Raw genomic sequence first — 20,990 nt, forward strand, 5'->3', positions numbered from 1 at the left:
CTTCCTTAAACATCTTTACGGCAGTAATTTGTCATTGTAGCGTCCTGGACGCAGGACCGATAATAACATTTTTTTCACTCGCCACATTTTATCTTCAGTCGTCTGAAGTTGCCTTAAAAATATCACTTTGTAACGCCGCCGCGAGGCGAATTGCGCACTTTCTGTACGGGTCGGCGATTCTCTGACTTATTTTTTTGCAATCGTTAACCAAACGACATTTTAGATACAAAAGAGTATTAACTTTCTGGCTTTTTATGCTTTAGAATCATTCCGGTTTGTCATTCACCGTCAGGCATTGGTATATGTCTGTAATTTAATCAGGGGATTGCTCAGTGGCGCGGCTCAATAAAATCGCGATATCGCTCTGTGCATTACTGTTTACATCTATCTCGCTTACGCCATTGGCGCATGCTTCAGGGCATACGCACGCTTCGGCTACGCCGAAGGCGCATCCGGCGAAAGGCTCCACCGCCGAGCGTAAGAAGAAAGCGGCACAGAATAAATCTAAATCCACCGCTAAAACTACCCGTAAAAAAACCTCAAGCGCAAAGCACCCTACCCGTACTACCGCAGCAAGCCAAACCGCACTTAATCGTCAAGCCGCCGGCGCCACCAAAAAATGCGTGTTGCGCAAAGGTTATAAAAAGCAGTGTGCGAAAACGGTAACATCCAGCGAAGCAACGTCGCTGGCGTTGAACAGCGTAAAAAGCAAATGCGTAGTGCGTAAAGGCTACAAAAAGCGCTGTAAACCTGTTGCCGATGAACCGAATCTGACGATTGCCGATGCGCACAAAGCCCGGGTGCAAAAAGCGCAAAGCACCGCGATGAATAAACTCATGGATCAGCTAGGCAAGCCTTACCGCTGGGGAGGCTCCTCTCCGCGCACCGGTTTTGACTGTAGCGGGCTAGTTTATTACGCCTATAAAGATCTGGTTAAAATTCATATTCCGCGCACCGCTAACGAAATGTATCACCTGCGCGATGCCCGCCCGGTTGACCGCGATGAACTGCAAAGCGGCGACCTGGTCTTCTTCCGCACCCGCGGACGCGGCACCGCCGACCACGTTGGCGTTTACGTTGGAAACGGAAAGTTTATCCAGTCGCCGCGTACCGGCCGTGACATCCAGATAACCTCTTTAAGCGAAGATTATTGGGTTCGCCACTACGTCGGCGCGCGCCGTGTGATGACGCCAAAAACCATTCGTTAAGAAACGCCGATCCCGGTTTGCCGCTGCGGCGGCATACCGTTCTGCTGTATATTCCCCTCCTCTTGCAGATTCAGCGGATACTGCATACGCTCCTCCAGTTGCGCGGGGTGACGGCGATAACTGGTCGGCGACATACCAAAATGACGACGGAAAGTACGGCAGAATGTCGCCTGGCCTTCAAACCCGAGCAGCAATGAGATACTCAGCGCCGAATCCTTCGTCTGTTTGAGAATGCCGGCGGCAATGGTCATTTTGCGTCGGCTCACATACGTTCCCAGCGTATAACCGGTAATCAGCGCGAACTGACGCTGAAAGTACCAGTGCGAATAACCCGATTTTCGCGAGATCGCGGTAACGGGGAGCGCGGTAAAAATGTTGTCTTCGATCCATTCGATAATATCTACGACGATCGGAATGATATGTCCGCTGACCATTTCATGTTTGTGCGCCATCTCTTTTCATCCATCAATTATGAGCTTTATGCTTGTTCAATAACGATTTCTTACTCCGAGGTCCGTTGCCTGCAGAGACAATTATATTTGTCATACAATTAAAATTAATCCTAATGATTATTGGGCATGAAAGTCATTCCCATTACGCATAATGCTCGCAAGCTAATGTTTTATAGCGATCTAAAAAGATAACAGGCGGTGAAGATACGAAGCGTTTTAGTCGTAGGCAGGCGCGTCGATGGGGAATTTGCGAATCATATCGCTCGCCATGTGCCAGACTGGCGAAGGCTTAATCAGTCGCGTTAGCAATGAATAACCTTTGTTGTTGTAAGTCTTTTAACTGACTTCAGCAAATGTTAACATTCTCAACACAATAACATGTAACACTCGCGACAGCGTTACACAGTAAATACTGTATTCAGGTGAATTTTCACCTAATTAATGTGAGAAAAAACAAAAAGTTATAAGGAGAGTAGCAATGTCGTTTGAATTACCTGCATTACCATATGCAAAAGACGCCCTGGCGCCGCACATTTCCGCAGAAACCCTGGAATACCATTACGGTAAGCATCACCAGGCCTACGTGACCAACCTCAACAACCTGATCAAAGGCACCGCTTTTGAAGGCAAATCTCTGGAAGAGATCGTTCGCTCTTCTGAAGGCGGCGTCTTCAATAACGCAGCGCAGGTCTGGAACCACACTTTCTACTGGAACTGCCTGGCGCCGAACGCCGGCGGTGAGCCGGAAGGCGAACTGGCCGCAGCGATTAACAAATCTTTCGGTAGCTTCGCTGATTTTAAAGCGAAATTCACCGATGCCGCGGCGAAAAACTTCGGCGCAGGCTGGACCTGGCTTGTTAAAAACGCAGACGGCAGCCTGGCTATCGTCTCCACCAGCAACGCCGGCACTCCGCTGACTACCGATGCGACGCCGCTGCTGACCGTTGATGTCTGGGAACACGCCTACTACATCGACTACCGCAATGCCCGTCCTAATTATCTGGAACACTTCTGGGCGCTGGTAAACTGGAAATTTGTTGCCGCTAACCTGGCAGCATAAAAACAAAACCGCAGCAGGATTACCCCGCTGCGGTTTTTCTTAGTGCGACTTAGTTATTCGCTAATGCTTCTTCTGGTTGCGAACGCCCGCCAAACAGCACCACCGCCAACGCCAGCCCGGCAATAATCGCCCCCATCACCGGCACAAAAGCATACCCGAGACCGCCGGATATCACCGCGCCGCCCGCCGCCGCGCCCAACGCGTTGCCGAGGTTGAAAGCGCCAATATTCACCGATGATGACAGGCCCGGCGCTTCGTGCGCCACGCGCATTACCCGCATCTGCAGCGGCGGAACGACCGCGAAGGTTGCCGCGCCCCACACGACCATGCTGACGGCAGCACCCAGTTGCGATTGCGCCAGCAGCGGAATAGCCAACATGATGGCAATCAACAACAGCAGGAATCCTTTCAAAGTGCCGGAGACTGAACGGTCGGCAAACTTACCGCCCAGATAGTTGCCAAGCGAGAAACCGACGCCGATTAATACCAGCATGGCGGTAACAAACAGCGGTGAAGCGTTGGTGATGGTATGCAGTACCGGAGAAATGTAGGTATACAGCGTGAACATTGCCCCGGCGCCCAGCACGGTGGTCAACAGCGCAGAGAGTACCTGAGGCCGCATTAATACCGACAGCTCGCGCTTCACGTTCGGACGCTCGCCGGCGCTACCTTTCGGCAGGGAGAACCACAGGCTTACCATCGCAATTAACCCCAGACCCGCCGTGGCCAGGAACGACATTCGCCAGCCGATGGTTTCACCAAGCCAGGTGGCAGCCGGTACGCCGCCGATATTGGCAATGGTCAGCCCCATAAACATGGTCGCAACCGCGCTGGCCTGTTTGTGTTTTGGCACCACGCTTGCGGCAACGACCGAGCCAAGGCCAAAGAACGCGCCATGATTGAGGCTGGTGATAATGCGCGACAGCAGTAGCGTCGTGTAATCCGGCGCAATAGAAGAGAGCACGTTGCCGAGGGTGAAGATCCCCATCAGGAAGATCAATGCATTGCGGCGAGCGCGATGCGACAGCAGTAACGTCATTAACGGCGCGCCGACCATCACGCCAATGGCATAGGCGCTAATCAGCATCCCCGCGGCCGGAATAGAAACATCTACGCCTTTGGCGATAACCGGCAGTAATCCCATCGGGGAAAACTCAGTGGTACCGATACCAAAGGCACCGATCGCCAACGCGAGTAAGGGAAAGTTGATTTTCATTCAGAGACTCCATCAGGCCGATTCAGGACACGGCATTACATCAGAAGCCAAAAGCATGACATCAATCACAGAAAAACAGAAGTAAACGAAATGACAAAAGATTTTTGCAGATCTGCTAATAATGGCGGGATAGGAGGGGAAGCCCCCTCCCTGCTGGAATCAGTGCAGTACCGCGGTCAACGCGGCGGCGACGATCAGACCCAGAACAATAACCGTCGTTGTCAGCGAAAACTTTAAATTTGTGTCCATCAATTTTCTCCCCTGATTATCCCCACATAGAAAGTGAGCTTGCTCATTTTTGCACAAAAATATGCAAAAATCTTCCCGGATTTAGAGTGATGCACATTTTTGCTCTTCCCCTTTGCCGCGAGATAGGACAAAATCCCACGCTAATTTGAAAGCGTATCGGCCATTGACCCCTTCCTGTCGTTCTGTGTCGTTTTCCCAGGTGTTGCAATGTTGATCATTGTATACAGGGTGTGTATAGGCAAACGTTTACGTATCGATAATCAGACGATCAGGTCAAGGTCTGGAGTGAGAAGTAATGGCAACTATTAAAGATGTAGCGAAACGCGCAAACGTTTCCACTACAACTGTATCACATGTGATTAACAAAACCCGTTTCGTGGCGGAAGAGACGCGCAATGCGGTGTGGGCGGCAATTAAAGAACTCCACTATTCGCCAAGCGCCGTGGCTCGCAGCCTGAAAGTCAATCACACTAAATCGATCGGTCTGCTGGCCACCAGCAGCGAAGCGGCCTATTTCGCTGAAATTATCGAATCCGTAGAAAAAAGCTGCTTCCAGAAAGGCTATACCCTGATTCTGGGCAACGCCTGGAACGATCCGGAAAAACAGCGCGCCTACTTGTCTATGATGGCGCAAAAGCGCGTTGACGGCCTGCTGGTGATGTGTTCCGAGTACCCGGAGTCCGTACTCAGTATGCTCGAAGAGTATCGTCATATCCCGATGGTGGTGATGGACTGGGGTGAAGCCAAAGCGGACTTTACCGACTCGGTTATCGATAATGCCTTTGAAGGCGGCTATATCGCCGGCCGTTACCTGATTGAACGCGGCCATCGTGAAATTGGCGTTATTCCGGGCCCGCTTGAGCGTAACACCGGTGCCGGACGCCTGGCAGGCTTCATGCAGGCAATGAAAGAAGCGCATATCAATGTGCCGGAAAACTGGATTGTTCAGGGCGACTTTGAACCGGAATCCGGCTACCGCGCCATGCAGCAGATCCTCAATCAGCAGCACCGCCCAACCGCCGTGTTCTGCGGCGGCGACATCATGGCGATGGGCGCTATCTGCGCCGCCGACGAAATGGGCCTGCGCGTACCGCAGGACATTTCGCTGATCGGCTATGATAACGTGCGTAACGCCCGCTACTTCAGCCCGGCGCTGACCACTATACATCAGCCAAAGGACTCGCTCGGGGAAGCGGCATTCAATATGCTGCTCGATCGCATTGTTAATAAACGTGAAGAGTCGCAGTCCATTGAGGTACATCCGCGTCTTATCGAGCGCCGCTCGGTTGCCGACGGCCCGTTCGTCGATTATCGCCGCTAACGCCCTCCCCCCGGCGCCGGTTATTCCGGCGCCCGCAACCACTCCCGATTCAACGTTTCGCTGTCGCCAAGATAGTCAAGTAGCCAGCTCAAAGCGGGTGAGGCATCGCTTTGTTGCCAGGTCAGGCAGCAGGCGGCATCCGGGAATGGGTTTTCCAGCGTTAAGGCCGTCCACTCCCCGCTATCAATATGCGGGCGGGCAAAGTGGCCTGGCACCATCCCGACGCACAATCCTGCTGAAAGACAGGTGGCTGAAGATTCCCAATCCGGCACCACCACCCGCTTCTGGTTATCCAGCAGCCAGGTTGTGCGCTTCGGCAGCGAGCGTGAGGTATCTTCGCGCACCAGTGACGGCCAGTTGCGCAACACGTCATCGCTGAGCGGCCCTTCCATCTGCGCCAGCGGATGGCTGCTGGCGACGACACAATGCCAGTTCAGCATCCCCATATCGCGGAAAGCGTAACGCCCGCCCACCGGAATCGAACGCGTCGCGCCAATAGCTAATTCTACCCGCCCATCGGCTAACGCATCCCAGACGCCGTTGAAAACTTCCTGAAAAACGATCAGTTCGACATCGCTAAAATGGCGATAAAAATCAACAATCATCTGGCGCATCCGCGCCGGTTTAACGATATCGTCCACCGCAATCGACAGCTGGCCACGCCAGCCGTTAGCAATCTGCTGGCACTGCTGGCGGGTGATCTGCATTTTTTTGATAACAGAACGTCCTTCCTGCAAAAACCAGTGCCCGGCGGGGGTCAATTCAACATCACGATGGCGACGTTCAAAAAGCGGAACCGCAAGCCACTCCTCCAGTTGTCGCACCGTATAGCTCACCGCCGAAGGTACGCGGTGCAACTCCTGCGCCGCGGCGCTGAAACTCCCGTTACGCGCCACAGCATCAACCACTTCTAAGGAATATTCAGACCACATATTCTGCCTGCAAAATTTTTGAATGCATGTGACAAATAATAGCGTTTCACAAGGCGGATTACACTCCCTACACTCTGCGGCATCGTACCTGCATCAGTAGAAAGAGAACGTTATGCAACAACCTGGGAAAGGATTTTTAGTGTGGCTGGGCGGCCTGAGCGTGCTTGGCTTTCTGGCCACCGACATGTATCTACCGGCCTTTGCCGCCATTCAGCAAGACCTCAACACCTCTGCCGCATCGGTTAGCGCCAGCTTGAGCTTATTCCTCGCGGGCTTCGCGATCGGCCAGCTGTTCTGGGGGCCGCTGTCGGACCGCTATGGTCGGAAACCGATTCTGCTCGCCGGGCTGGCTATCTTCGCTCTTGGCTGCCTTGGGATGCTGTGGGTACGCGATGCGACGCTGATGCTGGTACTGCGTTTTGTCCAGGCGATTGGCGTATGCGCCGCCGCGGTGACCTGGCAGGCGATGGTGACCGACTACTATCCGGCCCAGCGCACCAACCGCATTTTCGCGACGATCATGCCACTGGTCGGGCTCTCTCCGGCGCTGGCGCCGTTACTCGGCAGCTGGCTGTTAGTCCATCTGGAATGGCAGGCTATCTTCGCCACCCTGTTCGCTATCACCATACTGTTGATGCTGCCGGCTTTTCGTCTGAAGGCGGTCGTCAAACCTGCTGGCGAAACCCAGCAGAAAATTACCTTTATGTCCCTGCTGCGTTCACGTGAATATAGCGGTAACGTGCTCATTTATGCGGCGTGTTCCGCCAGCTTCTTCGCCTGGCTCACCGGTTCGCCATTTATCCTCCATGAAATGGGCTATGGTCCGACGGTAATTGGTCTTAGCTACGTGCCGCAAACTATCGCCTTCCTGATCGGCGGTTACGGCTGCCGTGCGGCGCTGCAAAAATGGCAGGGTCATCAGATGCTGCCCTGGCTGCTGGTTGTTTTTTCGCTGAGCGTAGCCGCGACCTGGCTTGCCGGAATACAGGATCATCCGTCGCTGGTTGCGTTAATGGTTCCGTTTTGCATCATGGCGATTGTGAATGGCGGCATTTACCCTATCGTTGTCGCCCAGGCGCTGAAACCTTTTCCACAGGCGACCGGCCGCGCCGCCGCCCTGCAGAATACGCTGCAGCTTGGCCTGTGCTTCCTGGCAAGCCTGCTGGTCTCAAGCCTTATCGCCACTCCGCTTCTGACCACCACCAGCGTGATGCTGATTTCCATCGTCCTGGCAGGCATCGGTTTCTGGATGCAGCAACGACGCGTACAGTTAGTGAGCGAATCATCTCACGCTTGATGAATTTTTAAAGGATATCCCGGACCAGTCATTAGCCTGCTAATATATTTTTATTGAAAGGCGGTTTTTAGCGGCCTATACTGGATCCGGCATCACATAAATAGAAAGTTTTTTAGATATTAACGGGGGCAGGACGCAGCCCGTTTAACCATGGAAGGCCTTTCGGCAAGGGTTATCTCCCTTCCTCTGTTCTACGTCGGATAGCACCCTCACGATTTTTTCGTGAGATTTCTCACAAAGCCAAAAAAGCGTCTACGCTGTTTTAAGGTTCTGATCACTTGGGCGTGATGGAGAAGCTATGAGTTCATCGTGTATAGAAGAAGTAAGTGTACCAAACGATGATTGGTACCGGATTGCAGCTGAATTATTGGGCCGTGCCGGAATTGAAATCAATGGTTCCGCACCCTCCGATATCCGGGTAAAAAACCCGCTCTTTTTTAAACGCGTGTTACAGGAAGGGTCTCTCGGATTAGGCGAAAGCTATATGGACGGCTGGTGGGAATGCGAACGCCTGGATATATTCTTTCACAAGGTATTGCGCGCCGGGCTGGATAAGCAACTCCCCCGCCACTTCAAAGATACGCTTCGTATCGCTGGCGCTCGTCTGTTCAATCTGCAAAGCAAAAAACGCGCCTGGATTGTTGGTAAAGAACACTACGATTTAGGCAACGACCTTTTCCACCGCATGCTCGATCCCTATATGCAATATTCCTGCGGATACTGGAAAGAGGCCGAAAATCTGGAGCAGGCGCAGCAGGATAAATTAGATCTTATTTGTCGCAAACTGCAGCTTGAGCCGGGAATGAAAGTGCTGGATATCGGTTGCGGTTGGGGTGGGTTGGCCTATTACATGGCCAAAAACTATAACGTCAGCGTGACCGGCGTGACCATTTCGGCTGAACAACAAAAAATGGCGCAAGAGCGTTGCGCGGGATTAGATGTCAATATTCTGCTGCAGGACTATCGCGATCTCCACGAAAGTTTTGACCGCATCGTCTCCGTCGGGATGTTCGAGCACGTAGGGCCTAAAAATTACGCCACTTATTTTGAAGTTGTCGATCGTAATTTAAAACCAAACGGTCGTTTTCTGCTGCACACCATTGGCTCAAAAATTACCGATCACAACGTCGATCCGTGGATTAATAAATATATATTCCCTAACGGTTGCCTGCCGTCGGTACGCCATATCGCCGATGCCAGCGAGAAGCATTTTGTGATGGAAGATTGGCATAACTTTGGTGCCGATTATGACACCACCTTGATGGCCTGGTACGAGCGTTTCCTTGCCAGTTGGCCGGATATTGCCGATAACTATTCGGACCGTTTCAAACGCATGTTTACCTATTATCTGAATGCCTGCGCCGGTGCTTTCCGCGCCCGCGATATTCAGCTCTGGCAGGTCGTCTTCTCGCGTGGTGTTGAACACGGCCTGCGCGTAGCCCGCTAGACTCGCTAAAAAAAGCCCCCGCAGAAATACGCATCTACGGGGGCTTTTTTAATTATTCTTCCGCGCTTTTTTGCGCCGCTTCTTTTGCCGCCAGCACGCGTTCCACGGTATCCACCACCGCCTGAGTCTGCGGATCGATTTCGATATTCACTTTATCGCCGAGTTTTTTCACCCCAAGCGTCGTACGCTGCAGCGTTTCGGGGATCAGATGCACGCAGAAACGAGTCGGGGTCACCTCGCCAACCGTCAGGCTAATACCGTCCACGCCAATGAAACCTTTATACAGGATATATTTCATCAGCGCCGGGTCCTGTACCTTAAACCAAATCTGGCGATTGTTTTCCGAGGTGAGGATTTTAACGACTTCGGCGGTGGTCATAATATGGCCGGACATCAAATGGCCGCCGATTTCATCACTGAATTTCGCCGCTCGCTCAACGTTGACCATATCGCCTTCATGGATAGCGCCAAGGTTGGTGATCCGCAGCGTCTCTTTCATCAAATCAAAGCTGATTCGCGGGCCGTCAATTTCGGTAACGGTCAGGCAACAGCCATTGTGCGCCACCGAAGCACCGGTCTCCAGGCCGTCGAGCATATGCGCCGGCAGCTCCACCACGTGGGTGCGGAAATTCGGTTTCTCATCGATGGACACCACTTTCGCAGTCCCCTGTACAATACCAGTAAACATACTTTGCTCCTGTTGAGAATCGTGACGGTATCATTACCGTTATATATACGCGGAACAATAACAGTTGACCAAACAGGTTGCCAGCGCGCATCGTGCCCCCACCATTTTTTCACTGGCTTAATGGCTAATCCTCGCTACAATAGACTGGAAATTCCTCCTGTTTTTTCTTCTTGCTGCCATTTAAGGCGGCTTTTTTAGTCTCAAAATAACAACAATATAAAGGTGTTCACGTGCAGAAGTACTTTATAGAAGCGCGTCAGTTATTAGCATTGGCTATCCCGGTCATTCTGGCGCAGGTCGCCCAGACGGCGATGGGTTTTGTCGATACGGTGATGGCCGGCGGCTATAGCGCAACCGATATGGCCGCCGTGGCTATCGGCACCTCGATCTGGCTACCTGCCATCCTGTTTGGCCACGGTCTGCTGCTGGCGCTAACGCCGGTTATCGCCCAACTCAATGGCTCCGGCCGCCGCGATCGCATCGCCCAGCAGGTACGTCAGGGCTTTTGGCTGGCGGGCTTTGTCTCCGTACTGGTGATGGTGGTGCTGTGGAACGCAGGCTATATCATTAGCTCGATGCACAACATCGACCCACAACTTGCCGACAAAGCGGTGGGGTATCTGCGTGCGCTGCTATGGGGAGCGCCGGGATATCTGTTTTTCCAGGTCGCGCGTAACCAGTGCGAAGGGCTGGCAAAAACCAAACCCGGAATGGTGATGGGTTTTATCGGCCTGCTGGTCAACATTCCTGTGAACTACATTTTTATCTATGGTCATTTCGGCATGCCGGAGCTTGGCGGTATCGGCTGCGGGGTCGCGACCGCCTCGGTCTACTGGGTCATGTTTGCCAGCATGCTGACCTGGGTACGCCGCGCGCGCTCAATGCGCGATATCCGCTGCGCTGAGCGTTTTAGTAAACCTGATTTTTCGGTATTAAAACGGCTGGTACAGCTGGGGTTGCCAATCGCGCTGGCGCTGTTTTTTGAAGTCACGCTGTTCGCAGTTGTGGCGCTGCTGGTTTCGCCATTGGGGATTATCGATGTCGCAGGGCATCAAATCGCGCTCAACTTCAGTTCGCTGATGTTCGTTCTTCCGCTCTCGCTGGCGGCGGCGGTGACCATTCGCGTTGGCTTTCGTCTCGGCCAGGGCTCGACGCTGGATGCCCAGACCTCCGCGCGTACCGGCGTCGGCGTGGGCGTCTGCATGGCAATGATCACCGCGATTTTCACGATCCTGATGCGTAAGCAGATTGCCCTGCTGTACAACGATAACCCTGAGGTGGTGCTACTGGCCTCACAGCTGATGCTGCTGGCGGCGATTTATCAGATTTCCGACTCCATTCAGGTGATCGGCAGCGGTATTCTGCGCGGTTATAAAGATACGCGGTCGATCTTCTTTATTACCTTCACCGCTTACTGGGTACTGGGGCTGCCAAGCGGTTATCTGCTGGCGCTGACCGATATTGTGGTGCCGCGGATGGGGCCTGCGGGCTTCTGGTGCGGCTTTATCATCGGCCTGACCTCCGCTGCCATCATGATGATGCTGCGCATGCGCTTCCTGCAGCGTCAGCCGTCCAGCGTTATCCTGCAGCGCGCAGCGCGCTAACCAGAAATGCTATATAAAAGGGCAAGCCGTTGACGCGGTTTGCCCTTTTTTTGGCGTTAAATAATAAATCGACTTAAAAATAGCGCTACTTCGCAAGCCATTTGCGCTGCGGCGGCTCATAGCGGTGGAATGCGGTCAAAATCTCCTGCACATCATCGCTAAAAGTCAGCATCTCAGCATAGCGGCGGTGCATAAACCCTTCGGCGGCCATTTTTTCCGCCATCGCCTGCAGCGGATTGTAATAGCCGTTCACATTCAGAAAAGCACAGGGTTTTTCATGAATACCGAGCTGCGCCCAGGTCCACTGTTCAAAAATTTCTTCCAGCGTTCCGGCTCCGCCCGGCATGGCAATGAAGCCGTCCGCCAGCAGCGACATTTTGTTTTTACGCTCATGCATATTCTCAACGACATGCAGCTCGCTTAGTCCGCTATGCGCAATTTCGCGCTCCACCAGCCCGCGCGGCATCACGCCAATGACCCGCCCGCCGTGTTCTAATGCAGCATCTGCCACGGCGCCCATGAGTCCCACTTTACCACCGCCATACACGAGCTCCACCCCGGCTTGCGCCAGCGCCTTGCCAACCTGTTGCGCGTAAATCTGATAAATCGGGTTGTCCCCGGTAGAAGAACCACAAAAAATGCCAATTGCTTTCATTACTGCGCTCCGTCGTTTATTTGCCGCACACTCTAGCATAAAGTCGGTGAGCGTCTCCCCTGCCAATCCGGGCAGAAAAACGCAACGAAGCGGGATATTGCTGAAGAAATATCCTTTATCATCAGTAAAATATGGGCGATATGGATAAAAGTTCTGCAAACGCGTCTATTCTGCAAGAAAAGTGACGTTTGCCTCTTGCCACATGGCCTCCCTGCCGTTAATATGCGTCCCCGTTGTCACCACAACATTGCGTTCATAGCTCAGTTGGTTAGAGCACCACCTTGACATGGTGGGGGTCGTTGGTTCGAGTCCAATTGAACGCACCATTTGCGTTTATAGCTCAGTTGGTTAGAGCACCACCTTGACATGGTGGGGGTCGTTGGTTCGAGTCCAATTAAACGCACCATTTGCGTCCGTAGCTCAGTTGGTTAGAGCACCACCTTGACATGGTGGGGGTCGGTGGTTCGAGTCCACTCGGACGCACCATTTCAATCATTATTGATTTGGTGCGCACTTCTCTTTTTTCCTCTTGCTTTTATCTACAACGCCATCAATCGCTGTACCTGAATACTCTCCAGTTTACCGTCCAGTATCGCCAGAAAATCATCATGATAGGGCATCGCAACGTGCTGTTTCAGATCGTCTTCCGAACGCCAACGCTCAATAAACACAAATGAGATCTTTCCTTGTTGGGAAAGCTGCCTGACATCAGGGATCTCCCGGCTTTCGTGCAGGTCGTATTGCAGGCACCCTGCTTCTCTGTGCGTCGGCGGCACCATGGCTAATGCCGCATTTCTGATGGTATCGATATATTCAGGATAAGGGGTCAGCGTGGCAACAATTTTGACTTCACTCATAAGGCTTCCTCTGGCTCACCGCGTTCCCCTGGATACTATCTCTATCCAGGGCGTGAATTATTGAGCGTAGTGGTGAAGCCAGAATTACGCCAGAGTCCGCGTCAGCGCCCTTTCTCATACACCGTCATGGTAAAGACGACGGGCAACTGGCTAACATTACAATATTCATGCGGCGCATCAGTACGCGCTACCGCAGAACATCCCTCTGCCACCTGATATTGGTCATTATTCACCGTCAGGGTGAGTTCTCCCTCGGTCACATATAGCAGTTCGAAGGTGTCGGCCGGGTGCCCCGGCGAACGGAACGATTCGCCAGGCAGCATCCGCCACTGCCAGAGCTCAAGCATATCCGGTCCGCTGGTGCCGGCCAGCAGTCTGGCGCTGCCGCCCTGCTCGCCGCGCCATAATACCGGAATTGCGTCACGGTCGATAAGATGGACCATCGGTTCACTGGCGACGTTGACAAACTCCGCCACCGACACCCCCATCGCCGCAGCGATTTTGCACAACAACGCGATACTGGGATTCGCCCGACACCCTTCGATATCCACCAGCATCCCTTTACTGACGCCTGCGCGACGGGAAAGCTCGTCGAGAGAGATCTTCTTTTCGCGTCGAAACTGCTTAATACGCCGCGATACCGCCTCATTAATGCGGCTTAGATCGTTGCTATTATCGGTCGTTATATTGACTTTGTTGTTCATCGGTCGATATTATGCTCTAAATCAGTCGTTACAGGATTATGCAATGTCTCACCCATTACCGTCAATTAGCCCACAGTTAGCCGCGATCGCCCCGGGGTTTCGGGCGCTGAGTATTACCGTCAACGCTGCGCCGCCACGTGATGCTTCTATAGGTGAAGCCGCGCTGGCCACAGCCTGTCAGGCGGTATTAGCCGGACAGCCCGCCTGGGCGGAAGATCATCTCACTGCTTGGTCTACGGTATTCAAAGCGTTTGGCGCTAAGCCAAAACGCACGCCCTGCTCCGCGGAGGCGTTGCGTAAACGCGTGCTGCGCGAGGGCGCCATGCCGGCAATTGACCCGGTCGTTGACCTCTACAATGCCGTCAGCCTGCGGTATGCCGTTCCGGTCGGGGGTGAGAACATCGCCGCCTATTGCGGCGCGCCGCGTCTGGTTATCGCCGACGGTTCTGAGCTTTTTGATACGATGAAGGAAGGCTTAGCCGTCGTTGAATCAGCGGAACCGGGAGAAGTCATTTGGCGTGACGATCGCGGCGTTACCTGCCGCCGCTGGAATTGGCGACAGGGAGTTCGCACCCGTCTGAGCGCTCGCGACCCGCAGATGTGGTTTATTCTGGAAAGCCTGCCGGAAATGCCGCTCGAAGCGCTGCATGAGGCCGGGCGGATGCTTACCGAGGGACTGGAGCAGATGATGCCCGGCCTGAGTCACCAGTCCACGTTAATCAGTCTGTAAAGGCAGGCACAGGAGCAGGCGATGTCACTATTTTTAACCAGTTTTATCTTCGAGAAGAAAGAGTACGACGACGACTTTTATCAACTGGACGGCGTAATCGAACGCTACACCCGGTCGCTAGAAGGGTTTATCGGGATGGAGAGCTATCATGATGCCGCCAGCGGCAGAATCATCAATAATTACTACTGGCGTGACCGACAGTCTATGGAAATGATGATGAACCATCTGCAACACCAGCAGGCTAAAGCGCAGGGGCAACGCTGGATTGCCGGTTATCAAACCATCGTTGCCGAGATTGAGGGCAGCCATAATATGAACCTGCCCCATCCACTTGCGGAGTATCCACTACGCTATCAACCGCAACACCAGGAATAGACCGGCAAATACCGTTTCGGTTTATTCGGCCTGTTTCTGGCGAGTGACATAACGCCTCTTCCACGCTTTCTTGCTACGACAGCAGGCGGTGGCTTTTGCCCAAGGCCGCAGCAATTGGGTATCTTGTAGTTCCTGCACCGCCGGGCTTTCACTCCAACGCGTCACTACTAAGGGGGATAGCGTGGTCATTACCATAGCGTTCTCCTTCAGGCGTTAACCATTCCGTAGTAAATTCAACAACTTCAGATAGAGAGTAGCACGCTTTACGGCAAGTTCCTTCAACATTTGTGTGGCTTTGTAAAGCCGCCACCCTATCAGCCCGCCCTATCATCCCCGCCTCCGTTTCAGATAAACATTCGCTGCCAATATTGATCATAAATTTTGAATGAGATACGCAAATTGTTTCGATTTTAAACAACCGGCATTGGTTCTATTCTTATCACATCGGAGCAACAGTGCTCCTCCCCAAACAAAAAATTTAAGGAATATGACCATGAAATCCATCAAAACTTTTGCTGCTGTTACCGTTCTGTCCCTGATGTCATTCGGTGCTTTCGCGCAGAGCGTGACGGCAACCGCTTCGACCCTCGACCGTGCGGAAGCGAAAATTGCCGCGCAGGCTGCAGAGCAAGGCGCGTCTTATAAAATCACCAGCGCCCAGTTCAATAACCGCGTCTATATGACTGCCGAACTGAGCAAATAATAGTGCGAGCATGGCGCGTCAGACATTCTCTCTGGCGCGCCGCGCTGCTTTTTAGCGAAGACAATGTTGTTGTCCCCTCCGTCGTTCACCTCTTCCAACCATTAATGAGATGTACTCTCCGCCAATGATTCAACCGGCTGGAAGAGACCGCAGCCATTAAACGCCTTTTCCATCCTGCTGCTGCTCAATAACCACTTGTTCCAGCACCACCGAGGCCTTATCCGCTATCCCAGCGCTGACTTTTGTCGCCAACACGTTAATAAATCCGCGCAGCTGCTGCGCCGTCAGGCCGTTGTGCAGGCTAATCGCGTAATGGCTCTTCAGCTGGCTTTCCACGCCGGATAGCGCTGCCAGCATTGAGATCGTCGCCAGCTCGCGCGTCGACCAATCCAGAACGTCACGCTGGAAAATATCGCCAAACAGATGTGCCTTCAGATAGCAGTCAATGGCCGGCGCAAAATCAAATAGCGGTCCGCTGACCGTTTGCCCTACCAGTTGTGTCTGATTACGGCTACCGGCCTGCAGGCTATCCCAGTTCTCCGGTAACGGGGTCGCTGTCGCCCCCTCGTTATCAATAACGCCTCGCGCCTGGCGCTCGGTTATCACCCTCATCAGGCAGGAGAGCGCATTCAGGCTCCGCGGAAAGCCGCAGTAGGCATACAACTGCACCAGCGTCTCTTTTAATTCATTTATTGTCAGGCCGGTATCCAGCGCGGTCTCCAGCGCCGGGTCCAATGCCGCGATATTGCCTTCAGCGGCCAGGGCGCCGACCGGGATCAGCGCCTGTTGGCGCGCGTTCAATGGGTTTTGCATCGTTTGTTCTCCAAACGGAAAGTATCGACAGGAGAAGAGGATTATAGAAACTTGGCAGGGGGTTGATTAGCCAGGTGTTAACGAACAGACCTATGAGATAGGTTCATGAATGATTTATTACGATGCACAGGGCTTCCTTGCCCTGGGGGGATATTATTCGAAGTAGACTTCCGGGTTTTCCGACAGTGAAACGAAGGTTTTGGTGTCTTTATCCAGCGCGCGAATATCGCCGCTTTCGATATCATAGAACCACCCGTGCAGACGCAGGGTTTTGTCACGCAGGCCAACCGCGACCGATGGATGCGTTTTAATGTTGTTCAACTGGGCAATGACGTTTTCCTGCACCATACCGTTCACTTTATCGGTTTCACTGGCCCAGGTTTTCTTCTCAACCACCGCTTTCGCCGCGTCGGAGTAGCGCAACCAGTGGGAAACGGCAGGCATTGGTTCCAGACATTGGCAGGTGGCGATGGCTTTCATCGCGCCGCAGTTGGAGTGACCGCAGATAACAATATCCGTCACGCCAAGGGCGACAACGGCATATTCAATGGTGGCAGACACACCGCCCGGCTCCGGTCCAAATGAGGGCACAATATTACCGGCATTACGAATAACGAACAGCTGCCCAGGTTCCTGCTGGGTAACCAGTTCCGGAACCAGGCGGCTATCGGAACAAGAGATGAACAACGCTTTAGGATTCTGGCTCGACGCCAGGCTGCGGAAGAGCTCTTTGCGTTGCGGGAAAATCTCTTTCTGGAAGTTGAGGAAGCCCTCAATGATATGTTGCATAGCAGTGTCTCTTTTCTCTGTAGTAATTACGATATGACAAAGATCACATTTAGCTAGTGTATCACCGAAGCGCAGAATGGGAATCGTTATTGGTAATAGCTGCGCAATAAGCACCCAACCTCTCCTTTGGGCGCTTGCCTCTGTGGGTCTACATAAAGAACTTCACCGCTTGTTGCAAGGTGGTGCCCATCCCCCACAGCAAGGGTATGCCGACCGCCAGCCAGCTTAGCGTCAGCAGCAGCGGCGCGGGCGTCGGTTCCCAGCTCAGCTGCGCGTCTTTATTGATAGTATACAGGCCCCTCGCCTGCTGCTGTTGCTCCGCGGTCATGGCATATTTCTGCGAAATCGGCCGAACCAGCTGATTACAAATAAAGCCGATGATAAGCAACCCGGTCAACGCCAGCAGCGTGATGTCATAAATTCTCGCGGGTTCCACGCCTTGCGCCAGCTGGTACTCGCGCAAATAGTTGACCAGCACCGGGCCGCTGATCCCCGCCGCCGACCAGGCAGTCAGCAGACGGCCATGGATCGCGCCAACCATTTGTGAGCCAAATACATCGGCGAGATACGCCGGGATGGTCGCGAACCCGCCGCCGTACATAGAGATAATCACGCAAAGCGCACAGACAAAAAACGCCACGTAGCCGCCGTGGTTAATGAGCGGCAGCGTGCCGTAAAGTAGGGTTCCCAGAAAGAAGATCAGCGCGAAGGTGACCTTCCTACCGCACATATCGGAAACAGAAGCCCAGAAAAAGCGCCCCAGAATATTAAACAGGCTGAGCAGGCCGGTAAATCCCGCCGCCATCGTCGCGATACGCTTCAGCTGTTCTGTATTAAGTTCCTGCCAGCCCAGATCCAGCGATAGTAACTTACCGGCAAAAATCTCCTGCAGCATCGGCGAGGCCATGCCGAGAATGCCGATCCCGGCGGTAACGTTGAGCCACAGCACCAGCCACAGCAGCCAGAATTGCGGGGTGCGCCACGCGACGCTGACGTGAACCTGAATGGTTGGCTGTTTGCCGATGACTTGCTGCGCTTTCGCGCCGCGCGGATGCCAGCCCATCGGCGGCAGGCGATAGCCGAATGTCCCACAGAGCATAAACAGCGCATAAATCACCGCCAGCGCCAGAATGCTCTGCCATACCCCACTTTCCTGACCATCGGCGAAAAAATTAATCAGCCAATTCGCCAGCGGTGCACCCACCAGCGCCCCGCCGCCGAAGCCCATGATCGCCATTCCCGCGGCCATCCCCCGCTTATCGGGAAACCAGCGCAACAGCGTTGAGACCGGCGAAATATAGCCAAGCCCCAGGCCAATGCCGCCAATCACACCGGCGCCCAACCACAGTAGCCACAGCTGATGAAAATAGATTGCCGCGCTCGCCAGCAGCAGGCCGCCACACCAGCAAAGGGTTGCAACGAAACTCACCAGACGCGGGCCAACCTTCTCCAGCCAGCTCCCCCAGAGCGCCGCGGAGCAGCCGAGAAAAACGAAGAACAGCGTATAGGTCCAGCCAAGCAGGGAAATTTTCCAGTCGCACTGGCGGGTAACCAGTTGCTGCCAGAATGACATATCGACCGGACACTGCAGCGGCGCGCTGCCGCCGATCAGCTGCGACATTGGCAGCCAGTAGACGGAAAAGCCGTAGGCCATACCAATGCACAAATGCACCGCCAGCGCCGCCGGTGGGACCAACCAGCGGTTAAATCCAGGTTTAGCAATAATGCGGGGCTTAGCAAAAAAACGACTCAACGATGAAACGGGCGGAGTCGCGAGATTCTCATTTATCTGCACCATATTCCTGTCCTTATCATGTTTGTTTGCCGGCTATCGCAGCAGCCGATGGCAAACGGTAAAGGCAAGAACAATGCCACCTGCTGAAAAAACGAACAGAAAATGGTGACTGAAGCGAGCAAGCAGAACAGATAAGCCATGAGGGAGGAGTTGAAAGCTGTAAAAAAAGAGAAAATCATCAGTAGTGATTTTCTCTTTTCCGGGTATTCGGCGCGTGATGCATGCCAGATCAATAACGATCGGCGATTTTGATAAACATTGCTCTCAGAGTGATACGGGTTATCAAACCCCGACCAGTTCATATTTTTTGATTTTACGATATAGCGTCGCAATGCCGATCCCGAGTTCATCAGCGGCCTGCTTTTTATTGCTATAACGCGTCAAAGCATCGCGGATCATCTGCTTTTCCATCTCCTCCAGCGCCGTTCCCCCCTCTTCTTCTTTCGCAACGCTGGCTGGCGCCGCCCCGGTGCTTTCACGCTCGTTGACTTTGCCGCTGCTGATAAGATTTGGCGGCAACAGCGACAGATCGATCACCTCACCGGAGGGAACCACGTTAACCAGGTACTCCATCAGGTTACTCAGCTCGCGAATATTGCCCGGCCAACGGTAGTTCTTCAGTAAGGCGATAACTTCCGGGGACACGCCGGGATAAACCAGCTCCAGCCGCCGGGTGTGCAGGTGCAGGAAATAGTGAATCAGCAATTCGATATCATCCTGACGCTCGCGCAGCGGCGGCAGGCGCAGTGGGATGACATTAAGCCGATAGAACAGATCCTCGCGGAATTTGCCTTCGGCAATGAACTGCTCAAGATTCTGGTTAGTGGCCGAAATAATGCGGATATCGACCGGCACCGGATGGCTCGCCCCCACCGGCTGAATTTCGCGCGATTCAATCGCCCGCAGCAGCTTAGCCTGCAGGGTTAACGGCATGTCGCCGATTTCATCGAGAAACAGCGTGCCGTGATTAGCTGCCTGAATCAACCCGGTCTTGCCGTTTGCCGACGCCCCGGTAAATGCGCCTTTGACGTAACCAAAGAGCTCGCTCTCCAGTAGCTGCTCGGGGATGGCCGCGCAGTTGATGGCGATGAAAGGCTTTGCCTGTCTGTCGCTGAGCTTATGCACCGCGCGAGCGACCACCTCTTTGCCGGTTCCACTTTCGCCGACGATCATTACGCTCGACGGGCTTGGCGCCACACGGGTAATCAGTTTTTTCAGCTGACGCATTGGCCGACATTCGCCAACCATCTGTTCAATCTGCGGGACATCCTGCGGCGGCGCCAGATCGGCCGACGAATGCGACTGATGGAAGGCCATTAAGAACAGCCATTGATCCTGAATAGCGTGCAGCTGACCGATAATCAGCTCTTTCTTATCATCAAAAGAAATGACGTGCTGAACGTGGCCGCGAATAAAATTTTGCGCAAAAGTCAGCGGACGAAAATGAATAGTTTTACCAATCATACTACCGTGATTCGCGCCAAGGATTTTCATTGCCGCCTGATTGGCAAATTTAACTTTTTGATCCTGGCTAACCACCAGCACGCCCTGATCCATGTTTTCAATCATGGTGGAAAACATTTTAAGCATATTGTCTCCCCCACCCTGGTCTTCTAACAGGCGGGAGACAAATATTGAAGAAACGTGTCGTACATAATCTGAGAACTCGTGGAGGTTGTCATTAATGCGCTCCTGCTGCTCGCGAGTTAGGGCGACCAGGCTAATAACCCCGACACACTGTTCCTGATAAATGACCGGAGTGCCCAGAAATGCCTTCTCTTTACAGTTCTCTTTATTGGTACACCCCTTACACAAGGGGTCAAAACGCGAATGAGTCACGACCTTTTCTTTTTTTGTTTCTATTATGTAACGTAAAAGTCGCGAATCTGTATTTAATTTTCGCCCCAGGAATTTACCGTAGGCGCCGGTACCGGCGACGCGGCACAGCGTATTATCGACAATCTCGACCTCGAGTTGTAACACGCTGGAGAGCATGCGGGCAAAACGTTGAATCGTTGGCTGAATCTGCATTAAAACGGATAGAGAATTGGAGGGAATCATAATTGACCTTTTAATATCAGTAGCCGAAAGAGAA

The 20,990-nt window shown here is 53.3% G+C and carries 21 protein-coding genes and 3 tRNA genes; 12 read left to right on the top strand and 12 right to left on the bottom strand.

Annotation, left to right across the window (positions count from 1 at the left end):
- The first annotated feature begins 332 nt into the window (after nt 1-332).
- The gene (locus KGA69_RS19540; protein ID WP_045392489.1) at nt 333-1,208 is read left to right on the top strand and encodes a C40 family peptidase; all 876 of its coding nucleotides are present in this window, start codon (nt 333-335) and stop codon (nt 1,206-1,208) included.
- Here the strand turns inward: KGA69_RS19540 and KGA69_RS19545 are convergent.
- Nucleotides 1,205-1,660: a helix-turn-helix domain-containing protein gene (locus KGA69_RS19545; protein WP_045392492.1), complete on the bottom strand. Its 456-nt coding sequence runs from the start codon at nt 1,658-1,660 to the stop codon at nt 1,205-1,207. The genes KGA69_RS19540 and KGA69_RS19545 overlap by 4 nt on opposite strands.
- Before the next feature lie 478 nt (nt 1,661-2,138).
- Between KGA69_RS19545 and sodB the strand changes: the two genes are divergently transcribed.
- On the top strand, nt 2,139-2,720 hold the full coding sequence (gene sodB / locus KGA69_RS19550) for a superoxide dismutase [Fe] (protein ID WP_015366881.1): 582 nt from the start codon (nt 2,139-2,141) through the stop codon (nt 2,718-2,720).
- Nucleotides 2,721-2,769: 49 nt separating this feature from the next.
- Here sodB and KGA69_RS19555 read toward each other — a convergent pair whose 3' ends face one another.
- Both KGA69_RS19555 and KGA69_RS19560 read right to left on the bottom strand, forming a co-directional pair.
- Nucleotides 2,770-3,936 (bottom strand): MFS transporter, encoded by a 1,167-nt coding sequence (locus tag KGA69_RS19555; RefSeq protein ID WP_015366882.1) that lies wholly within the window; start codon nt 3,934-3,936, stop codon nt 2,770-2,772.
- A gap of 159 nt (nt 3,937-4,095) precedes the next feature.
- Complete coding sequence (locus tag KGA69_RS19560) at nt 4,096-4,185, bottom strand: cytochrome bd-I oxidase subunit CydH (RefSeq protein WP_032705726.1); 90 nt, start codon at nt 4,183-4,185, stop codon at nt 4,096-4,098.
- A gap of 295 nt (nt 4,186-4,480) precedes the next feature.
- Here KGA69_RS19560 and purR point away from each other — a divergent pair, with 295 nt between their 5' ends.
- Complete coding sequence (gene purR / locus KGA69_RS19565; protein ID WP_015366884.1) at nt 4,481-5,506, top strand: HTH-type transcriptional repressor PurR; 1,026 nt, start codon at nt 4,481-4,483, stop codon at nt 5,504-5,506.
- A 20-nt stretch (nt 5,507-5,526) separates the two neighbouring features.
- Here the strand turns inward: purR and punR are convergent, their stop codons facing one another.
- Complete coding sequence (gene punR, locus KGA69_RS19570; RefSeq protein WP_015366885.1) at nt 5,527-6,438, bottom strand: DNA-binding transcriptional activator PunR; 912 nt, start codon at nt 6,436-6,438, stop codon at nt 5,527-5,529.
- Between the two features lie 112 nt (nt 6,439-6,550).
- On the opposite strand from punR, the gene punC reads away from it, so the two are divergent.
- Nucleotides 6,551-7,735 carry a purine nucleoside transporter PunC gene (gene punC, locus KGA69_RS19575; protein WP_045392495.1) on the top strand — a complete coding sequence of 395 codons (1,185 nt, stop codon included), beginning with the start codon at nt 6,551-6,553 and terminating at the stop codon, nt 7,733-7,735.
- Nucleotides 7,736-8,033: 298 nt separating this feature from the next.
- Nucleotides 8,034-9,182: a cyclopropane fatty acyl phospholipid synthase gene (gene cfa / locus KGA69_RS19580; protein WP_045392498.1), complete on the top strand. Its 1,149-nt coding sequence runs from the start codon at nt 8,034-8,036 to the stop codon at nt 9,180-9,182.
- 52 nt (nt 9,183-9,234) lie between these two features.
- On the opposite strand, the gene KGA69_RS19585 is transcribed toward cfa, so the two are convergent.
- Nucleotides 9,235-9,870, bottom strand: a complete 636-nt coding sequence (locus KGA69_RS19585; protein WP_015366888.1) for a riboflavin synthase — start codon at nt 9,868-9,870, stop codon at nt 9,235-9,237.
- 230 nt (nt 9,871-10,100) lie between these two features.
- Here KGA69_RS19585 and mdtK point away from each other — a divergent pair, with 230 nt between their 5' ends.
- A complete protein-coding gene (gene mdtK, locus KGA69_RS19590; protein WP_015366890.1) occupies nt 10,101-11,474 on the top strand; it encodes an MdtK family multidrug efflux MATE transporter in 1,374 nt (457 codons plus the stop codon).
- An 85-nt stretch (nt 11,475-11,559) separates the two neighbouring features.
- Here the strand turns inward: mdtK and KGA69_RS19595 are convergent, their stop codons facing one another.
- Nucleotides 11,560-12,129, bottom strand: a complete 570-nt coding sequence (locus tag KGA69_RS19595; RefSeq protein WP_047042772.1) for an LOG family protein — start codon at nt 12,127-12,129, stop codon at nt 11,560-11,562.
- 249 nt (nt 12,130-12,378) lie between these two features.
- On the opposite strand from KGA69_RS19595, the gene KGA69_RS19600 reads away from it, so the two are divergent.
- The 3 genes from KGA69_RS19600 to KGA69_RS19610 all read left to right on the top strand — a co-directional run bounded on the left by KGA69_RS19600 (nt 12,379) and on the right by KGA69_RS19610 (nt 12,615).
- Nucleotides 12,379-12,455, top strand: a tRNA-Val gene (locus KGA69_RS19600).
- A 3-nt stretch (nt 12,456-12,458) separates the two neighbouring features.
- Nucleotides 12,459-12,535 (top strand) — tRNA-Val (locus KGA69_RS19605).
- 3 nt (nt 12,536-12,538) lie between these two features.
- Nucleotides 12,539-12,615: transfer RNA gene (locus KGA69_RS19610), tRNA-Val, on the top strand.
- Between the two features lie 53 nt (nt 12,616-12,668).
- Here the strand turns inward: KGA69_RS19610 and KGA69_RS19615 are convergent.
- Nucleotides 12,669-12,986 carry a putative quinol monooxygenase gene (locus tag KGA69_RS19615; protein ID WP_045392507.1) on the bottom strand — a complete coding sequence of 106 codons (318 nt, stop codon included), beginning with the start codon at nt 12,984-12,986 and terminating at the stop codon, nt 12,669-12,671.
- A gap of 101 nt (nt 12,987-13,087) precedes the next feature.
- Nucleotides 13,088-13,690 (bottom strand): cupin domain-containing protein, encoded by a 603-nt coding sequence (locus KGA69_RS19620; protein ID WP_049060424.1) that lies wholly within the window; start codon nt 13,688-13,690, stop codon nt 13,088-13,090.
- A 43-nt stretch (nt 13,691-13,733) separates the two neighbouring features.
- Here KGA69_RS19620 and KGA69_RS19625 point away from each other — a divergent pair, with 43 nt between their 5' ends.
- From KGA69_RS19625 to KGA69_RS19635, 3 genes are all read left to right on the top strand, one after another.
- Nucleotides 13,734-14,420, top strand: coding sequence for a B3/B4 domain-containing protein (locus KGA69_RS19625; RefSeq protein ID WP_049060422.1), 687 nt, complete (start codon nt 13,734-13,736; stop codon nt 14,418-14,420).
- A 21-nt stretch (nt 14,421-14,441) separates the two neighbouring features.
- Nucleotides 14,442-14,795, top strand: coding sequence for an antibiotic biosynthesis monooxygenase family protein (locus KGA69_RS19630; protein ID WP_047042767.1), 354 nt, complete (start codon nt 14,442-14,444; stop codon nt 14,793-14,795).
- A 493-nt stretch (nt 14,796-15,288) separates the two neighbouring features.
- Nucleotides 15,289-15,498, top strand: a complete 210-nt coding sequence (locus KGA69_RS19635) for a YdgH/BhsA/McbA-like domain containing protein (protein ID WP_015366896.1) — start codon at nt 15,289-15,291, stop codon at nt 15,496-15,498.
- A gap of 156 nt (nt 15,499-15,654) precedes the next feature.
- Here KGA69_RS19635 and KGA69_RS19640 read toward each other — a convergent pair whose 3' ends face one another.
- The 4 genes from KGA69_RS19640 to KGA69_RS19655 form a co-directional block, all read right to left on the bottom strand.
- Nucleotides 15,655-16,311, bottom strand: a complete 657-nt coding sequence (locus tag KGA69_RS19640; RefSeq protein WP_213292604.1) for a carboxymuconolactone decarboxylase family protein — start codon at nt 16,309-16,311, stop codon at nt 15,655-15,657.
- A gap of 153 nt (nt 16,312-16,464) precedes the next feature.
- On the bottom strand, nt 16,465-17,100 hold the full coding sequence (locus KGA69_RS19645) for a carbonic anhydrase (RefSeq protein WP_015366898.1): 636 nt from the start codon (nt 17,098-17,100) through the stop codon (nt 16,465-16,467).
- Nucleotides 17,101-17,248: 148 nt separating this feature from the next.
- Nucleotides 17,249-18,898 (bottom strand): OFA family MFS transporter, encoded by a 1,650-nt coding sequence (locus KGA69_RS19650; protein ID WP_045392522.1) that lies wholly within the window; start codon nt 18,896-18,898, stop codon nt 17,249-17,251.
- A 279-nt stretch (nt 18,899-19,177) separates the two neighbouring features.
- Nucleotides 19,178-20,956 (bottom strand): sigma-54 interaction domain-containing protein, encoded by a 1,779-nt coding sequence (locus tag KGA69_RS19655; protein WP_045392525.1) that lies wholly within the window; start codon nt 20,954-20,956, stop codon nt 19,178-19,180.
- Nucleotides 20,957-20,990 lie beyond the last annotated feature (34 nt).

The sequence above is a fragment of the Klebsiella sp. A52 genome, from assembly GCF_018388785.1.
Lineage (GTDB): Bacteria > Pseudomonadota > Gammaproteobacteria > Enterobacterales > Enterobacteriaceae > Klebsiella > Klebsiella aerogenes.

Excerpts from the sequence above, each read along its gene's own strand:
- purR (WP_015366884.1), top strand. The coding sequence starts at position 4,481 with ATGGCAACTATTAAAGATGTAGCGAAACGCGCAAACGTTTCCACTACA.
- KGA69_RS19650 (WP_045392522.1), bottom strand. The coding sequence starts at position 18,898 with ATGGTGCAGATAAATGAGAATCTCGCGACTCCGCCCGTTTCATCGTTG.
- KGA69_RS19625 (WP_049060422.1), top strand. The coding sequence starts at position 13,734 with ATGTCTCACCCATTACCGTCAATTAGCCCACAGTTAGCCGCGATCGCC.
- KGA69_RS19560 (WP_032705726.1), bottom strand. The coding sequence starts at position 4,185 with ATGGACACAAATTTAAAGTTTTCGCTGACAACGACGGTTATTGTTCTG.
- KGA69_RS19620 (WP_049060424.1), bottom strand. The coding sequence starts at position 13,690 with ATGAACAACAAAGTCAATATAACGACCGATAATAGCAACGATCTAAGC.
- KGA69_RS19645 (WP_015366898.1), bottom strand. The coding sequence starts at position 17,100 with ATGCAACATATCATTGAGGGCTTCCTCAACTTCCAGAAAGAGATTTTC.
- KGA69_RS19595 (WP_047042772.1), bottom strand. The coding sequence starts at position 12,129 with ATGAAAGCAATTGGCATTTTTTGTGGTTCTTCTACCGGGGACAACCCG.
- KGA69_RS19640 (WP_213292604.1), bottom strand. The coding sequence starts at position 16,311 with ATGCAAAACCCATTGAACGCGCGCCAACAGGCGCTGATCCCGGTCGGC.
- KGA69_RS19545 (WP_045392492.1), bottom strand. The coding sequence starts at position 1,660 with ATGGCGCACAAACATGAAATGGTCAGCGGACATATCATTCCGATCGTC.
- sodB (WP_015366881.1), top strand. The coding sequence starts at position 2,139 with ATGTCGTTTGAATTACCTGCATTACCATATGCAAAAGACGCCCTGGCG.
- punC (WP_045392495.1), top strand. The coding sequence starts at position 6,551 with ATGCAACAACCTGGGAAAGGATTTTTAGTGTGGCTGGGCGGCCTGAGC.
- KGA69_RS19585 (WP_015366888.1), bottom strand. The coding sequence starts at position 9,870 with ATGTTTACTGGTATTGTACAGGGGACTGCGAAAGTGGTGTCCATCGAT.
- KGA69_RS19635 (WP_015366896.1), top strand. The coding sequence starts at position 15,289 with ATGAAATCCATCAAAACTTTTGCTGCTGTTACCGTTCTGTCCCTGATG.
- cfa (WP_045392498.1), top strand. The coding sequence starts at position 8,034 with ATGAGTTCATCGTGTATAGAAGAAGTAAGTGTACCAAACGATGATTGG.
- KGA69_RS19555 (WP_015366882.1), bottom strand. The coding sequence starts at position 3,936 with ATGAAAATCAACTTTCCCTTACTCGCGTTGGCGATCGGTGCCTTTGGT.
- punR (WP_015366885.1), bottom strand. The coding sequence starts at position 6,438 with ATGTGGTCTGAATATTCCTTAGAAGTGGTTGATGCTGTGGCGCGTAAC.
- KGA69_RS19615 (WP_045392507.1), bottom strand. The coding sequence starts at position 12,986 with ATGAGTGAAGTCAAAATTGTTGCCACGCTGACCCCTTATCCTGAATAT.
- KGA69_RS19655 (WP_045392525.1), bottom strand. The coding sequence starts at position 20,956 with ATGATTCCCTCCAATTCTCTATCCGTTTTAATGCAGATTCAGCCAACG.
- KGA69_RS19630 (WP_047042767.1), top strand. The coding sequence starts at position 14,442 with ATGTCACTATTTTTAACCAGTTTTATCTTCGAGAAGAAAGAGTACGAC.